Source organism: Runella sp. MFBS21 (genome assembly GCF_029433105.1).
In the GTDB taxonomy this organism is placed as follows: Bacteria; Bacteroidota; Bacteroidia; order Cytophagales; family Spirosomataceae; genus Runella.
The window spans coordinates 581,219-596,553 of record NZ_JARNTW010000003.1; the positions used below are offsets into that span (position 1 = coordinate 581,219).

The 15,335-nt window shown below is 44.5% G+C and carries 15 protein-coding genes and 1 tRNA gene; 10 read left to right on the forward strand and 6 right to left on the reverse strand.

All coding sequences use genetic code 11. From position 1 onward, the window contains the following. Positions 1–2: 2 nt before the first annotated feature. The 8 genes from P1X15_RS09855 (at position 3) to P1X15_RS09890 (ending at position 10,273) form a co-directional block, all read left to right on the forward strand. A complete protein-coding gene (locus P1X15_RS09855) occupies positions 3–830 on the forward strand; it encodes a TatD family hydrolase (RefSeq protein WP_277338071.1) in 828 nt (275 codons plus the stop codon). 124 nt (positions 831–954) lie between these two features. Beyond that, positions 955–1,512 carry a TetR/AcrR family transcriptional regulator gene (locus tag P1X15_RS09860; RefSeq protein WP_277337971.1) on the forward strand — a complete coding sequence of 186 codons (558 nt, stop codon included), beginning with the start codon at positions 955–957 and terminating at the stop codon, positions 1,510–1,512. A gap of 55 nt (positions 1,513–1,567) precedes the next feature. Further along, entirely contained in the window at positions 1,568–2,971 is a 1,404-nt protein-coding gene (locus tag P1X15_RS09865; protein ID WP_277337972.1) for a TolC family protein, read from the forward strand. Positions 2,972–3,044: 73 nt separating this feature from the next. After that, positions 3,045–6,287, forward strand: coding sequence for an efflux RND transporter permease subunit (locus tag P1X15_RS09870; protein WP_277337973.1), 3,243 nt, complete (start codon positions 3,045–3,047; stop codon positions 6,285–6,287). Positions 6,288–6,289: 2 nt separating this feature from the next. Continuing rightward, positions 6,290–7,393: an efflux RND transporter periplasmic adaptor subunit gene (locus P1X15_RS09875; protein WP_277337974.1), complete on the forward strand. Its 1,104-nt coding sequence runs from the start codon at positions 6,290–6,292 to the stop codon at positions 7,391–7,393. A gap of 128 nt (positions 7,394–7,521) precedes the next feature. Beyond that, a complete protein-coding gene (locus P1X15_RS09880) occupies positions 7,522–8,589 on the forward strand; it encodes an asparaginase (RefSeq protein ID WP_277337975.1) in 1,068 nt (355 codons plus the stop codon). A gap of 102 nt (positions 8,590–8,691) precedes the next feature. Next, a tRNA-Ser gene (locus tag P1X15_RS09885) sits at positions 8,692–8,778 on the forward strand. Positions 8,779–8,995: 217 nt separating this feature from the next. Next, entirely contained in the window at positions 8,996–10,273 is a 1,278-nt protein-coding gene (locus P1X15_RS09890; protein WP_277337976.1) for a phage integrase SAM-like domain-containing protein, read from the forward strand. A 198-nt stretch (positions 10,274–10,471) separates the two neighbouring features. Here the strand turns inward: P1X15_RS09890 and P1X15_RS09895 are convergent, their stop codons facing one another. Then, positions 10,472–11,257, reverse strand: a complete 786-nt coding sequence (locus P1X15_RS09895) for a DNA adenine methylase (protein ID WP_277337977.1) — start codon at positions 11,255–11,257, stop codon at positions 10,472–10,474. Positions 11,258–11,405: 148 nt separating this feature from the next. Between P1X15_RS09895 and P1X15_RS09900 the strand changes: the two genes are divergently transcribed. Next, a complete protein-coding gene (locus tag P1X15_RS09900) occupies positions 11,406–11,651 on the forward strand; it encodes a hypothetical protein (RefSeq protein WP_277337978.1) in 246 nt (81 codons plus the stop codon). Next, a complete protein-coding gene (locus P1X15_RS09905; RefSeq protein WP_277337979.1) occupies positions 11,648–11,926 on the forward strand; it encodes a hypothetical protein in 279 nt (92 codons plus the stop codon). Before P1X15_RS09900 ends, P1X15_RS09905 begins: the two co-directional genes overlap by 4 nt. A gap of 333 nt (positions 11,927–12,259) precedes the next feature. Here P1X15_RS09905 and P1X15_RS09910 read toward each other — a convergent pair whose 3' ends face one another. From P1X15_RS09910 to P1X15_RS09930, 5 genes are all read right to left on the reverse strand, one after another. Continuing rightward, positions 12,260–12,658, reverse strand: coding sequence for a hypothetical protein (locus P1X15_RS09910; protein WP_277337980.1), 399 nt, complete (start codon positions 12,656–12,658; stop codon positions 12,260–12,262). A 64-nt stretch (positions 12,659–12,722) separates the two neighbouring features. Beyond that, on the reverse strand, positions 12,723–12,932 hold the full coding sequence (locus P1X15_RS09915; protein WP_277337981.1) for a hypothetical protein: 210 nt from the start codon (positions 12,930–12,932) through the stop codon (positions 12,723–12,725). A 57-nt stretch (positions 12,933–12,989) separates the two neighbouring features. Continuing rightward, positions 12,990–13,823, reverse strand: a complete 834-nt coding sequence (locus P1X15_RS09920) for a hypothetical protein (protein ID WP_277337982.1) — start codon at positions 13,821–13,823, stop codon at positions 12,990–12,992. Between the two features lie 72 nt (positions 13,824–13,895). Then, positions 13,896–14,864: a hypothetical protein gene (locus tag P1X15_RS09925; protein WP_277337983.1), complete on the reverse strand. Its 969-nt coding sequence runs from the start codon at positions 14,862–14,864 to the stop codon at positions 13,896–13,898. 68 nt (positions 14,865–14,932) lie between these two features. Further along, complete coding sequence (locus tag P1X15_RS09930) at positions 14,933–15,331, reverse strand: hypothetical protein (RefSeq protein WP_277337984.1); 399 nt, start codon at positions 15,329–15,331, stop codon at positions 14,933–14,935. Positions 15,332–15,335: the final 4 nt, after the last annotated feature.

Sequence of the window (15,335 nt, forward strand, 5' to 3'; positions counted from 1 at the left end):
ATATGATTGAGACCCACGCCCATATTTACGACGATGCTTTTGATGAAGACCGTACCCAAATGCTCGAAAGGGCTTTCGAATCAGGTATAACACAAATATGGATGCCTAATTGCGACCATACTACTATCGACGGGATGATGGCGCTGGCAACCCAATATCCTAATGTCTGCCGACCCATGATAGGGCTGCATCCTACCTATGTTAAAGCTGATTTTGAGCAAGAATTGTATATTGTTGAAAATTGGCTTCATAAAATGACTACTTCAACAAACCACCCCATTTCGATAGATGCTATCTCGACGGACGGGTCGTCCGTTCCACAGTTTGTGGCGATTGGTGAAATAGGAATGGATTTGTACTGGGACAAAACTTTTGTAGAGCAGCAAAAACAAGCTTTTTTAATCCAATGCGATTTAGCAATCAAACATCACCTTTGGATTGATATTCACTGTCGTAATGCTTTCTGGGAAGTTGTAGAACTTATTGAAAAAGTAGGGAATTCACGTCTGACCGGAATTTTTCATTGTTTTACAGGTACACTTGAAGAAGCCCAAAAAGCTATTGACCTTGGTTTTAAGTTGGGTATTGGCGGAGTCGCAACGTTTAAAAACGGGGGTCTCGACAAAGTCTTACCTTATATTGACATGAAGCACATCGTTTTGGAAACAGACAGTCCCTACTTAGCACCGGTGCCTTACCGAGGTAAGCGCAATGAGGTAGCTTATGTACCACTCATAGCTCAACGTGTGGCTGATTTGATGCAAGTATCGGTGGAAGTACTAGCTTCGCAAACGACGGCAAACGCTCTTTCTCTTCTTTCCTATACATAGCCAATTCGGTAAAAGATTAAAAGGGTTGGGGATATTGGACTACCAATTAATACCCAACTTTTATTTTTTAGACAATAAAGCAGACAGACTTGTCTATCTAAAAAATAATATAGACATTTGTGACATGAAAGAATCAGCCGTAAAAGACCGCATTCTGGAAGTAGCTTCCAGATTGTTTTTTGAACAAGGATACAACCTAACTGGAATCAACCAAATTATCGAAGAAGCCGACATTGCTCGGGCTACACTCTATAATCATTTTGATTCTAAGACCGATTTGTTGCTGACCTATATTGACCAAACGGGTCTTCAGCGATTTGAAGAAATGAAGAAATATATCGAAAGCCTCAGCACACCCAAAGAACAAATATTGGGCTTGTTTGATTTTCGTATCAAACGCCAACAGGATTTAGCTTTTAAGGGGTGTCAATTCATCAAAATCACTTCTGAAGTGAGCCGCGACGAAACAGCCGTATTTGATTTGGTTCAAATTCAAAAGAATCGGATTCGGGGATATATTCGCCAATTAGTAAACGCCGTTGAGCATCATTCTCCCTTGTCTGATGAGTTATTTGCAGACATGGTTTTCCTTTTATTGGAAGGGGGTACTACGAGCAGTTCTATTTATCGCGACGCTCATACGCTAGCAAGTGCAAAAAAAGTTGTGGAAAAATTCCTCTAACTTTTTTTACTTTAAAGTAGACAGACCTGTCTGTATAAACATAAGTAGAATAAATATGGCTATTCTCAAAAAACACCACTTATTAGTCGGTAGTTTATTAGCTACCGTGATTTCGCCACCCACTTTTTCACAAAAAAAATTAAGCATTGAAGAGGCTCTCCAAACCGCCGTATCCAATTACGGAAGTATTAAGGCCAAAGCTCGCTATGCCGATGCCTCCAAAGCTAGTGTAGAACAAGCTCGCCGCGACCAACTTCCTAATTTCAACCTTTCGGGGCAGTTGGATTATGGTACGGTCAACGGGCAAAACGGCCCGCTTTACGGCTTCGGAGGATTAGGAGCTGCGTCATCGGGTCTTCCCCTTCCTCACACTAACTGGAATGCAGCATTTGGGGCTATGTATCTCACCAATGTCAATTGGGACTTTTTCGCTTTTGGTCGTGCCAAAGAAAAAATAAACGTAGCTTCTTCGACAGCTTTGCGAGACGACAGAGACTTACAGCAAGAAGTTTTCCAGCATCAAATTAAGGTAGCTGCGGCTTATTTAAACTTGCTCACCGCTCAACGCCTTACCGAATCGTACCGTAAAAATCTCACACGGGCAGAGACTATCCGAAATGTAGTAGCAACGCGCGCTAAAAATGAATTGATTGCAGGAGTGGATTCGTCACAAGCCAATGCAGAAGTTTCTAACGTCAAAATTGCTTTGATCAAAGCCGTAGATTTTCAACAAGAGCAAGCCAATCTCTTGGCACGGCTGATGGGGGTAACACCTCAAGCATTTGTTTCGGATACAGTGTTTGTGACTAAACTTCCCGCATCATTGCCTGAAGAAGGAACAGCTAGCTTATCGCAACATCCTACTTTAGCATTTTACAAAAGCCGTATTGCCCTAAGTGAAGGTCAAATCAAATATTTCCGTACACTCTACATGCCTACTTTTACGGTGGTGGGTATTCTTCAGACGCGTGGCTCAGGTTTTAGTAGCAACTACGCCCAAGACCAAACAGCTTTTACCCACAACTTTTTTGAGGGTATCAAACCGAGTCGGAGTAATTACTTGCTCGGTGTGGGTATGACATGGAACTTAACTCAACGCTCGCGGATTTCGCAACAAATCAAATCTCAATTGCACATCAGTCAAGGTCTGCAAGAAGAATACGACTTGATAAATCAGCAACTTGAAGCGCAATCGCTTCTCTCAGATACCAAGCTCAAAAATGCCTTGGCGGTCTATCATGAAGTGCCTGTTCAGGTAAAAGCTGCCGAAGAAGCCTATCGCCAAAAAACGGTGCTTTACCACAATGGCCTCACCAACTTGGTAGATGTGACACAAGCTTTGTATGCGCTTATTAGAGCAGAGACCGACCGCGACATCGCTTATACCAACGTATGGCAAGCCCTGTTGCTAAAAGCTGCTGCGGAGGGCGACTTGAACTTGTTTATGAAAAATCTCTAAATCCATACATCCTAAAATCGCTTCTGTATTTTCACTGTAGAGGCGTTTCAGTACCACATTCAATCTTTCCAGTATGCAGTTAATACTTTTTGCCTTGCGAAAACCCATCACGATTATGGTGGTGGTAGCATCACTGTTTTTTTTCGGAATCAGCGCCCTACGCACTATCAAAGTCGATATATTTCCGAAGCTCGACATGCCTGTTATTTACATCGCTCACCCTTATGGAGGCTTTACCCCTACCCAAATGGAGACTTTCTTTGGGAAGCAATATATCAACTTACTGTTGTACGTAAATGGGGTCAAAAACATCGAAACCAAAAACATTCAGGGATTGACGTTGATGAAAATCAACTTTTACCCTGGTACAAACATGGCACAAGCCGCCGCCGAAGTCAGTGCTTTTAGTAACCGTGCACAGGCGATATTCCCTAGTGGCTCCCAACCCCCCTTTATCATTCGTTTTGATGCCTCTACTCTTCCCGTAGGACAGTTGATTTTGAGCAGTAACAAACGAAGCAATAACGAACTCCTCGACTTAGCCAACGTCTATGTTCGTTCTTCTTTTACCAATATTCCGGGTTTGGTTTCGGCCCCGCCTTTTGGTGGCAATATTCGTACGGTAGTGATAAAAGCCGACCCTGTGCTACTCCGCTCTCACAACCTCACCCCCGACCAACTCGTAGAAGCTCTCCGTCTCAATAACCAAACTGCTCCTTCGGGCAACGTCCGAATTGGGGACAAAAACTATATCTCCACTACCAACACCACCATCCGTACTGTTAAAGACTTTGAAAATATTCCGTTGTTTAAGGGCAGTGTCCAAAATCTCTATCTTCGCGATGTAGCCACCGTAGAAGATGGCGCAGACATCACGGCGGGTTATGGCTTGGTCAACGGCAAACGCTCGGTCTATTTGAGTATTGCCAAAAACGCAGATGCTTCTACATGGGATGTAGTACAAGAGCTCAAACGCTCCATTCCCAAAATGCAAGCGCAACTCCCCGATGATGTACATCTGAGCTATGAATTTGACCAATCCGTTTTTGTCATGAATTCTGTCAAAAGCCTCATCAGTGAAGGCGCCATAGGCGCTATTTTGACGGGTCTAATGGTACTTCTTTTTTTGGGTGATGTGCGGGGGGCCTTGATTGTGATTTTGACTATTCCTACGTCGGTGATTGCGGGGGTATTATTTCTAAATCTTTTTGGACAAACCATCAATATCATGACACTCAGTGGCTTGGCCTTGGCTATTGGTATTTTGGTGGATGAAAGTACCGTAACTATTGAAAATATTCACCAACACCTCGACATGGGCAAGCCGAAACGACTAGCTATTTGGGATGCTTGTAAAGAAATTGCTTTTCCAAAACTTCTGATTCTTTTCTGTATCCTAGCAGTATTTGCTCCCGCTTTCACGATGGGAGGAATTCCAGGCTCATTGTTTTTACCATTGGCATTGGCGATTGGCTTTAGTATGATTGTATCCTACTTCTTGGCACAGACCTTTGTACCCGTAATGGCCAATTGGATTATGAAAGACCACAAAAAGCCAGCAGCGGGCTTCCACTTCCCTACTGCCAATTCAGAAAGCGATACTTGGGATCAGAAAAAAATACTTGTAGAACAAGAAGACAGTAACCAAGACGGAAAAATCAGCCTTTTTGAACGTATAAGAATGCGTTTTTTACGTTTTCTCGATCGTTTGTTCCGTTTCCAAACCCCCATTATCGCAGCTTATTTTATCATTACGTGTGGCTTGGCCTATTACCTGCTGTCAAGCATTGGGAAAGATGTATTGCCCAAAATCAATGGGCATCAGTTTCAAGTAAGAATGCGGACTTATGAAGGTACTCGCATCGAACGTACCGAAGAAAAGACCCTCAAACTTATCCAAAATATCAAAGATGTGGTAGGCGCTGAAAACGTCGCTATTACGTCGGCATATGTGGGGCAGCACCCGGGTCTTTTTTCTGTAACGCCCATTTACTTATTCATGGCTGGGCCCCACGAAGCAGTGCTTCAAGTAGCATTGAACGAACATTATAAAACCAATTTGGATGAACTCAAAGAAAAAATTCGTCAAAAAGTATCCCAAACTTCGCCTGATGTACAGCTTTCGTTTGAACCTATTGAATTGACCGACAAAATCCTAAGCCAAGGCTCCCCCACGCCGATTGAAGTGCGGCTGTCGGGGCGTAACAAAAAACTCAATGAGCAATATGCCCAAAAAGTAATAGATAAACTAAAAGCCATTCCATATCTGCGTGATGTACAACTCAAACAATCGACAAAATACCCCGCTATTTCAATCGACGTTGACCGCGTAAGAGCGGCCCAATTGGGAGTTGACATTACCGATATCAACCGCTCCTTAGTGACTTCCACTTCGTCGTCACGTTATACCGAAAAAAATGTTTGGGTTGACGAAAAAGGAGGATTTAGTTATGGGGTACAAGTCCAAATTCCTGAAAGTAAAATGAACAGTATGCAAGAAATTGCGGAGGTACCCTTATTGAAAAACACCAGTCGTCCCGTGCTAAGTGATGTTGCCACTATCTTGCCCGATACCACTTATGGCGAAAACGACAACATCGGAGCCATGCCGATGCTTTCTGTAACGGCCAATCTCAACCAAAAAGACCTAGGAACTGCCGCCACCGATGTACAATCGGCGCTTACTTCATTGGGCGAACTCCCTCGTGGATTAAGTGTCGATTTGATTGGAATGAGCCAAACCCTCACCGATACCTTGGACAGTTTGCAAAACGGTCTTGTGGTAGCGATTGTGGTGATTTTTTTGATGTTGGCGGCCAACTTCCAATCTTTCAAAGTATCAGGTATTGTGTTGGCTACCGTACCTGCGGTGTTGGTAGGAGCCTTAGGTTTACTCATTGGCACGGGTTCGACGCTCAACCTACAATCGTATATGGGTATCATCATGTCGGTAGGGGTATCGATTTCAAATGCCGTGCTACTTATTACTAATGCCGAACAATTGCGCCTTCATAACGGTAATGCACTGCTTGCTGCCAAAGAAGCCGCCGCGCTTCGCTTACGCCCTATTATCATGACCACCCTTGCAATGGTAGCGGGAATGATTCCGATGGCAAGCGGCCTAGGCGAAGCAGGAGACCAATCTGCCCCACTTGGGCGGGCTGTCATCGGTGGGTTATTAGCCTCTACCATAGCTGTTTTATTCATTTTACCATTGGTATTTGCCAAAGGTCAAGCCAAAACAAGCACCCAATCGGTATCACTTGAAGCCAACGACGAAGAAAGTATCCAGTATCTCAATGCCTTAAACGCCTGACAATGAAACATAAATCACATCTCACCTTTATTATTATGTGCAGTCTCGCTGGGCTCACATTTATCTACGGTTGTACTTCTCCCGAGGCCAAAAACGACACCCCTTCAACCGTAGTAGAAGCGCCTTCTTACGAAACTTTTGCGTTACAGCGCGAAAATATCGCTTCTAACTTGCAGCTTCCCGCCGAACTGACGGCTTATCGACAAGTAGATTTGTACGCCAAAGTCACTGGTTTTGTGAAAGAATTGAAAGCCGATATTGGTTCTGAAGTAAGGGCAGGGCAGCTATTGGTTAGCCTCGAAGCTCCCGAACTAAGCTCACAACTTGCCGCCACCGAATCACGCCTAAAATCACAAGAAGCTATTTATACCGCCGACAATGCCACCTACAATCGCTTGCTAGAAACAAGCAAAACGCCAGGTACTATTTCCAAAAACGACCTAGACATTGCTTTGGCAAAACGTACCTCATCACTGGCGCAGCTGGATGCCATCAAAGCCTCGCATAAAGAAGCAGGTATCATGGTCAGCTATCTCACGATTAGCGCTCCTTTTGACGGTGTGATTACTTCTCGTAATGTAAACTTAGGAGCTTACGTAGGACCTTCAGGCAAAGGTTCAGAATTCCCGATTTTTACCTTACAAGAATTGCGAAAACTGCGTTTGGTATTATTCATCCCTGAGGCTTATAAAAGCTTGGTTAGACTGTCGGATGAAGTAAAATTTACTGTCAAATCTTTCCCCAACGAAGTCTTTTCGGGTAAAATAACGCGACGAGCGGGAGCACTTGACACCAAACTCCGCGCCGAACGCATCGAAGTCGATGTCCTCAATCCTACCCAAAAGCTCTCCCCTGGTATGGTAGCCGAGGCGGCGATTGCACTTTCGCGAAGCAGTAATACCTTTGTAGTCCCTAAATCAGCGTTGGTCAATTCGAGCGAAGGTTTGTTTTTGGTCAAAGTTATTAATAAAAAAACTGAACGAGTATCCGTCACCAAAGGCCAAGAAACCGAAGAAAAAGTAGAAGTATTTGGACCTATAAATGAGGGGGATACGTTTATCAAAATAGGCAGCGAAGAAATCCGCAACGGTACGCTGATTCATTAATTTTGGCGGTATGCTCTTTCCGCTCGATGTATTTTACAGGCAGTAAACATCGAGCGGTTTCGAGAGAAAAAAGTGTTGGTTTACGAGCTTTCATCTAATTTTGCAGCGTCACAAAAACTTCATCAACTTTGCCAGCTTACAAAACAGTCAAAATCAACCCCGCCTTACCCAATCGCCCCCGTGCTTCGGTATTGGTCATTTATACAGGCGGCACTCTCGGTATGGTATTTGAGAAAGGCAATCTTGTGCCTTTTGATTTTGAACAAATCCTCGATAAACTACCCGAAATCAAGCGTCTTGATTTCGAAATCACCTTTACGAGTTTGGAAGAAATCATGGATTCTTCCAACATGCGCCCCGAAGTATGGGCCGAAATCGCCAACTTAATACAACGTAATTACGCCTTTTATGACAGTTTTGTAATCCTGCACGGTACGGATACGATGGCCTATACAGCCTCAGCATTGAGTTTTATGCTCCAAAATCTCCACAAGCCCGTGATTTTGACGGGTGCGCAGCTACCTATTGGAGTAGCTCGTACAGATGCCCGCGAAAACATCATCACTGCTTTGGAGATAGCTGCCGCCCAAACCAACGGCCAACCACTCGTGCCAGAAGTGTGTATTTATTTCCAAAACTATCTGTTGCGCGGTAACCGCGCCAAAAAGAAGGAAAGTTCACAATTCAACGCTTTTCGTTCCGAAAACTACCCTGCATTGGCAGAAGTCGGTGTCACTATTGAATACAACCTTCCTTATATCGCTTCATATCGTGCCGAAGCACCTTTTGGCATACAAACACAACTTGATGCTAACGTGGCGATTTTGAAACTTTTCCCAGGAATGACTCAAAACGTAGTACGCTCTGTGCTGAGTATCCAAGGGCTACGCGGTATAGTACTCGAAACCTTTGGAGCGGGCAACGCTCCTACCCTGCCGTGGTTTTTGCACGAACTCAAAGAAGCGACCGAACGCGGCATAATAATGCTAAACGTATCTCAATGCGACGGTGGCAGAGTAATGCAAGGGCGTTATCAAACCAGTAGTTGGTTTGATAAAATAGGCGTAGTAAGCGGCGGCGACATCACCACCGAAGCAGCCATTACAAAAATGATGTGGATACTTGGTCAAGAAACCGACCACAACCTGATACGCCAACGCCTCAGCCAACCTCTTGCAGGCGAAATGAGCCTATAATAGGCGTTATAGCGGAGATTTTTGATAGGGATTATTAGAAAATGTGTTTCTATTTTCTATTTTTGCAACCTCAAAAATAAGGTCAAACAAAGACCACCAAACAGAGGGGTGTCCGAGTGGTTGAAGGAGCACGCCTGGAAAGTGTGTATACGGGCAACCGTATCGAGAGTTCGAATCTCTTCCCCTCTGCTAGAAGCTTTTGATGATGAGGTAAATGCGTATCTTAACGCAATGGTTTTCTGCTGATTAGGGTCTCATCCCCAAGCCCCTGCACTACAGTTAAGTTTACGGTTACGGCAAAATCTGACGGTTACGTCACTTTTTGCCGTAACCGTAAACTGCATATTTAGCATACTTTTTGCTCTTCCCCTTCACCAATGGGTAGTGTGGCGCAAGCTCACTACTTATGTACAACATTAAACAGATGTATATTTTATTTTGGTTTCGCAAGTCAGAAGCCAAGACAGAAGTAACTCGCAGAAAAGAAAACCCTGACTATGATACCCTTGGTAATATTGCTTGCCGAGTCACCATTGATGGGGAAGCAGTTGAAATTGGTAATGTCCACATCGAATGTAGGAAGTCTAACTGGGATCCTGAAAACCAGCGACTGAAAGGTTCCAGCAATGAGGTAAAAAAACATAACAAACGAATCAATGAACTCAAGGTACAAATCGAACGAACATTCGACTTGGTACAGATTGAGTTTGAGCATGTGACGGCCATGCTCGTCAAAGAATTCGTTACCCAAAAACGACTATTTCGCTTCTCTACTCAGCAACTCATTACGGAGTATTTCAAAGACAGGGCTACTCAGGTAACAGACAAAAAAATCACTCAAGCCACCGTGGATGTCGAAGAAAATTATTCCAAAAACCTCATACGATATTTAGAAAAAGAAAAACTTACCTCACGACTTCCACGAAGCTTTGACGAAACCATTGTTTCTGGCTTTCGCACCTATTTACTTGATGTAGCGAAGTTTGCTCCCTCACATAGTCACAAGCATATAGTGTGGCTCAAAATGTTGTTTAAACATTCGCTCAAAAAGAAGCGCCTCAAATTTAATCCAATTGAGGATTGTGAGATAGGTACCGATAACACAAAACCTGACACCACCCACTTGACTGTAGAGCAGCTTTCTAAATTGGCAAGATTTGATTTCTTTGACCTTGCAAAACGAGGATTTATTGCCCAACAAACAGCCGAAAAATGTGACCTCGAGAGAGACGCATTTGTTTTTAATTGCTTTAGTGGTATGCACCACATCGAATACACCAATAAGTTATTTCAAATTGAAAATTGTAAAGAAGGAGTGTTTCTGAAAGGATCACGCCAAAAAACTGGTGAAGAGTTTATGGTTAAATTGCTAGAGCCAGCCTTGATGATTCTAAACAAGTATGGGGGTGAAATTCAGAATCTCCCTATCAAATCCAACCAAAAGCGAAACGACACCTTGAAACAAATCGCTGTTTTAGTGGGCATCCCCGTGGTTTTGTCAACCAAAATAGCGCGTAAAACATTTACGGACATTGCCCTCAATGAATTGATGATGGAGACAAAGGATGTAGCCACTTGCCTGGGTCTAAAAAATGACCGCTATTTGAAGCACTATGCTAGAATTCGAGAGAAAAGGCTAGCCGCGAAAATGATGTCGTGGAATGATATCCTAAAATTTGCTTAATCCAAAAATCAACTAATTAATCATCTGCCACACTACCCGTGGCTGCACATTTTACCTAGCACAGCAAAAAGTTGCTGTGCTTTTTTTGTGATACCCCTGGCTTTTTTACTCCCGGTATATTCACGGTTTTTTGAAGAGGAATATGAGTATCGGTCTGGATGCCGATACTCCACAGAGGAGGCTTTTTTACTCCCCCCTTCAATAATTCCATGTCAGGCATTCCACCTTTCTTCTGTTTTTATTGCGACGGCACTCTACTGGAAGCGATTTTTCATGCTTCTCATGTTTCCAGCCATATTTTTCAATGTACTCAAAAAGTAAGGTTTCGGGATAGGTGCTTAGGAGAAATTTGCCCTCCAAATTTGCACAAGCTTCTAGGAGCTTACGAAAATGTGCCTCAGTATAACCTGAATAATGCCCTTGATTGGCCGAAACATAAGGCGGATCAAAATAGAAAAACGCATCGGGAGAATCATAGGCTTTGATGACTTTAAAAACATCGTTGTTTTCGATGGTGACTTTTTTGAGCCTCTCTTTATAAATCTCGGTCAGAGCTTCTTTTTTGTTGAATAACCTTAATGAACATTTTCCGTTTCGGTCATACCCAAAACCCGCTCCTATCATACTTCCAAAACTCATGTTGGTCTGAACCCATACTGACCAAGCAACTTCAAGCGGATTTTCATCCCCTAACACATATATTTCTTTTGCTTTAGTATGTTGCGTACGGGAGAGGAAGGTTTCGTCAATTTTTTCTTTTAGCCCCTCAAAGTCGTATTTCAGCACCTTGTAAAAAGTGATGAGGCTATGATTTAGGTCATTGATGACCTCGGCTTGTGAAGGCTCTTTTGCCCAAAATACGGCCCCTCCCCCAAAAAAGGGTTCGATATAGGTTTTATGAGGGGGGATTTTGGGGAGGATTTGGGAGAGCATCATTTGCTTACCCCCATAATAGGTAATGGGGGTTTTTAAAAGTGGTTTCATGGCAGTCATGGTGTGTAGTTTTATTAGGCTTGCAAAACTATTTCCCTACCGCTTGCATGAAAGGACGGAATTTGTCAACTTTATGACGGAATAGCGTCATTTTTTTGGCGTAAAAAGCAGCGGCATCAGCTGACCAAAACGGATAATTATGTTAGACCAATTACAACTAGGCAAAGAACTTGGGAGAAAGCACTTTGCTCAAATCAACGCGATGAGTTCGCGTTGGAAAAACCGATTTATTCCTGCTTACATAAGGACACATTTATATGTGCCCTACTACCTAGTGGAGGTAGATGGTGAGCAGGTACTGTACGTAATCCAATACCCCTTACATGGGGGGAGAGTCTCATTCCTCCCCTTGGTACGGGGGGCTATACCTGAAGGACCCTCATGAAACCACCGAAGTTTTTAATAACGCATAACGAAGCCGCCCAACCAGGAGCGGCTTTTATTGTTCATACACAAGAACCTTCTTTTGTTGGAAGAATAATAACGTTTGAAGATGAAGAAGAACTTAATCAATTTGTAAACAATAACGATTGTATCATCATAAATGAACAAGTTGTTGTTCACATTTATAAGTACTTAACATCAAATGAGTTTAATCGTATTGAAGGATTAAATGAACGTTTAAAACATTGGATTCTTAAAAACTGGATACAGGATTAGCCTTTCAGATATTCGTAAAAATTCCAGAATTTTAGTGGCTGACGTTAAAGGGCGCGCAGTTCGACGTGCGCGTGGTTTATTCCATATATTATCCCCCTCAGACAACAGACAGAGGGACAGATGGTTGTCTGAGTAGGTCGGTTTAATTTTTTTGGAGGGCTTTTTGATAAGTTAGCAACAGCTTTGTGTGTTCCTTATCAAGTTTGATGATTTCACTAACTACAGAGGGATTAGGAGAAGGATAAGAAGCTACGAGCTGGTTGGAAAGTTGACCAGCTGCAAGAACTACATTCCTGATTTGTTCCCGTAACTGGTCAGCTTCACTAAGATTCGCTACTCCTCTTTTTTTTTAGCGTTGGCTTTGGGCTTTGTCTCCTTTTGAGGTTTAGTATTGACGGGGTTTTCCGCTTGAGTATCCGCAGGAGTGGCGGGAGCTTGAGGCGGTGGGGCTTGCTCTGTGGGTTTTGCTTCAGCAGGAGTTCCTGCTTGAGTATCCGCAGGAGTAGCAGGAGCCTGAGGCGGCTGGGCTTGCTCCGTGGGTTTTGTTTCGGCAGGAGTTTTCGCTTGAGCATCGGTAGAAGTGGCGAGGGTGGACAACTCTTCCGACTGCGTTTGTTTAGCTATTTCTGCTTTTAGAGCTTCTACTTTTGCCTTATTTTCTTCGCTTGGGTGGCGGCGCTGGGCACGCTCAGCGAGCCACAAGTTTGCTTCGAGTTGTTCGAGTGATTGCATGATGGTATGGGCTTTATACAAAAATGGTCGGCGTGAAAACCGACCATTTAAGAAAGAGAAAAATTTATTTTGTTTTGGTCACTGGTGCTGCTGATTCAGCAGGAAGCTCAGGGAGTTTTTCGATGGCTTTACAGCCTCCTTTGTAAAAAATCTCCGCTTCTTCGTCGGTCATTTTATCGGCGATATCGGCGATGCAGACCGTGCGGCCTTGCAGCGGGTGAAACCACGTCTCTTTCTTCGCGGCTTCTTTATCAATTTTGTATTTGGTAAGCATGGTAAGTGAAAGGGTTAAAGAAATTGGAGACTCTGCTCCAATTTCTAAGTGAACAAATTACGCAAGGGCGGGGAGCGGATCGATGGCAAAAGTAGCCGTCGAAGCCAACGGAATCACAGGGAACATGAAACCGTCATTTTTCGCCGTAAAGGTGATTTTTTGAGGGTCACTTCCTTTGGATCCGGAGTCGGAGTTTATCTCAAACTCAAGCGGTACGTCGAGCGAGCCCACAAAGTAGTTGGTGTTGTTGTTGCCACGGGCAATAATCACACAAGGCGTATTGAGCAAGCGAGCGACCAAAGCCACCGAGTCTTTGTCGATACCGTAAAAATCGAAGGTGATGTTTTGCTCAAAAGACTGGTTTCCTGACTTGCCTTTGGAAGCAAAACCCCATTTGGTGGTGTCGTAAGCGGCCTGTATTTCGATAAACTTCTTGGCTGAAGGTGTCGAAATCAACGGAATGGGTCCTGTAATCTCCCCTGCGACGGCATCCGCATACACGGGAAATTCAATGTCTTGAAAGTACTCCACTGGTGCAATGTACAAGCGTTTGTTACCACCGGGCTTGGGGCCACATTTTCGCCTCAGACCCGTAATGGCAAGGCAAGAATACACGAGTGCTGGCGGTGCTTCAGGAACTTCCGAGAAGGGCGTATCCGCAAAAAGGCTGCGAGCTTCCACAAAAGCGACCGCTTTTTCGGCAATTTCGGTCAAAATCATCACGGGGCTTGTCAGCTCCATGCCTTCCAAAAAAGTAGCTACTGAAGCAAGGGGATTCTCTTGGTGCTCAACGACGATTAGCTTGTGTTTTTCGAGCAAGGTGTCGGCTTGCGCCTGGACATACCCGATGCCTGCAAAACCTAGGGTGCAGGCTAAAATCAGTTTTTTCATGGGGACTAAAAAAGTTTTGGTGTGAATAAACATTCTATGAAGCAAAAAGCGAGGGGGGATGGCTCCCCCTTCTTATACTTTGTTGTTGCGAACGATGAACTTACCGTAGGCAAAATCAAAGGCCGCGCGGAAAAACAAGTTGACTTTCCAGCCTTTCACATCCTGAATGATTGTCAGGCGGTTTTGCCCACCGTCTGTGCCAAAGAAAAGGTTGCTTGGAGGGGTGATGATAACCGTCTCTTTCCCTGCTAAACCGACATCGATGGTAAATACCAAGTTTTCGTAATCGTCGGCAGTAGTAGCCACATCTTTTGGCCCCACTGAATCAGGGAATTTAGTGCGACGGCCACGGTCATAACGCTGCTTCATACGGCGCGAGAGGCGAATTTCGGCGCGGCTCTCGGCAAGGCGAGGAAGTACGTCAGCGTATTTGTCAGCCAACGCCTGAATGTGGTCATAGACCGCTACGTCGTCTGCGAACGCCCCTACTACGGTGAGGGTGTTGGCGGCGGGGATACTGTTGTCGGCTACCCCTGCAATCATTTTTAAAAGCAAACCGTCCAAGGCATACAGGGATCCTGTTTGTGCCGTGTCAGCGTCCCCTTTCCAAGACGAGTTTTCACGAAGGAAGAGACCTTGGCCTTGGATAATCTCTTTTAGGAAGAACGCCTCAAACGGATTGTCCAAAGTTTCTTGAACGCTACCCACGCGTTTGGCATTGCGTAGCCAAGACTTGGCTAAGGAAATAAGCTGAGAACGTGGGATGAAAATATCGGCATCTACATCCTGCATTTTCCACTTCCGATAGCCGAACTCAGCGGCTTTTACGGGCGTAAAATCATCGGAAGCCACGCGCAAGATGTCCATCACCCGCATGTTGGTAATCACTTCTTCGTCATCCGCGTAGCGAACGTCAAAGTCGTTGTTGATTTGCTGAAAGCCGTCCTGAATCAAATCAGTAATGATTTCGGGATTGGCTTCGACATATCGCTGCAAGTCGGCAGGGATTGCAGTGTAGTCAAGGGATTGAATTGGCGGCATAGATATAAAAAAATTAAAAGTTGGTACGATGCATGAAAAAGCCGAGGGATATTCGCGTCCCCTAGTGGTTACTTTTTCGGGTTCTTAGCGGCAATGGCCTCTAGTGCGGTACGCATGAGACTGCCTTCAGGGAATTTTTTGATAGGGTCTTCACCCGTCAAGTTTTGGTCGGTGCCTGGCACTACAGCTTGGGTCGTTTTGGCATGGTTTTCTTTCCATTGACGCAGCTGTTCGGCTTCGGTTTTGAGCGTGTCTCGCTCGCTTGTCAAAGCGGTGACTTGCGCTTGTGCGCTATCGCGCTCGGCGGTAAGTGCCGTAATTTGGCCGTTTAAGCCATCGATGTTGGCTTGAAGTTGGGCAGCTTCCGCTTCGGCGGCATTCATCACCTCTTGGGAGGCATTGCCCGCCACAAAAGCATAAGCAGACGCTAGGAGTCGGGATAAAACGGAGGAGTCAGGACGGTTCATGGTG

Bases quoted from the DNA above. Each gene is read 5' to 3' on its own strand.
- P1X15_RS09855 (WP_277338071.1), top strand. From the start codon at position 3: ATGATTGAGACCCACGCCCATATTTACGACGATGCTTTTGATGAAGAC.
- P1X15_RS09860 (WP_277337971.1), top strand. From the start codon at position 955: ATGAAAGAATCAGCCGTAAAAGACCGCATTCTGGAAGTAGCTTCCAGA.
- P1X15_RS09865 (WP_277337972.1), top strand. From the start codon at position 1,568: ATGGCTATTCTCAAAAAACACCACTTATTAGTCGGTAGTTTATTAGCT.
- P1X15_RS09870 (WP_277337973.1), top strand. From the start codon at position 3,045: ATGCAGTTAATACTTTTTGCCTTGCGAAAACCCATCACGATTATGGTG.
- P1X15_RS09875 (WP_277337974.1), top strand. From the start codon at position 6,290: ATGAAACATAAATCACATCTCACCTTTATTATTATGTGCAGTCTCGCT.
- P1X15_RS09890 (WP_277337976.1), top strand. From the start codon at position 8,996: ATGTACAACATTAAACAGATGTATATTTTATTTTGGTTTCGCAAGTCA.
- P1X15_RS09895 (WP_277337977.1), bottom strand. From the start codon at position 11,257: ATGAAACCACTTTTAAAAACCCCCATTACCTATTATGGGGGTAAGCAA.
- P1X15_RS09900 (WP_277337978.1), top strand. From the start codon at position 11,406: ATGTTAGACCAATTACAACTAGGCAAAGAACTTGGGAGAAAGCACTTT.
- P1X15_RS09905 (WP_277337979.1), top strand. From the start codon at position 11,648: ATGAAACCACCGAAGTTTTTAATAACGCATAACGAAGCCGCCCAACCA.
- P1X15_RS09910 (WP_277337980.1), bottom strand. From the start codon at position 12,658: ATGCAATCACTCGAACAACTCGAAGCAAACTTGTGGCTCGCTGAGCGT.
- P1X15_RS09915 (WP_277337981.1), bottom strand. From the start codon at position 12,932: ATGCTTACCAAATACAAAATTGATAAAGAAGCCGCGAAGAAAGAGACG.
- P1X15_RS09920 (WP_277337982.1), bottom strand. From the start codon at position 13,823: ATGAAAAAACTGATTTTAGCCTGCACCCTAGGTTTTGCAGGCATCGGG.
- P1X15_RS09925 (WP_277337983.1), bottom strand. From the start codon at position 14,864: ATGCCGCCAATTCAATCCCTTGACTACACTGCAATCCCTGCCGACTTG.
- P1X15_RS09930 (WP_277337984.1), bottom strand. From the start codon at position 15,331: ATGAACCGTCCTGACTCCTCCGTTTTATCCCGACTCCTAGCGTCTGCT.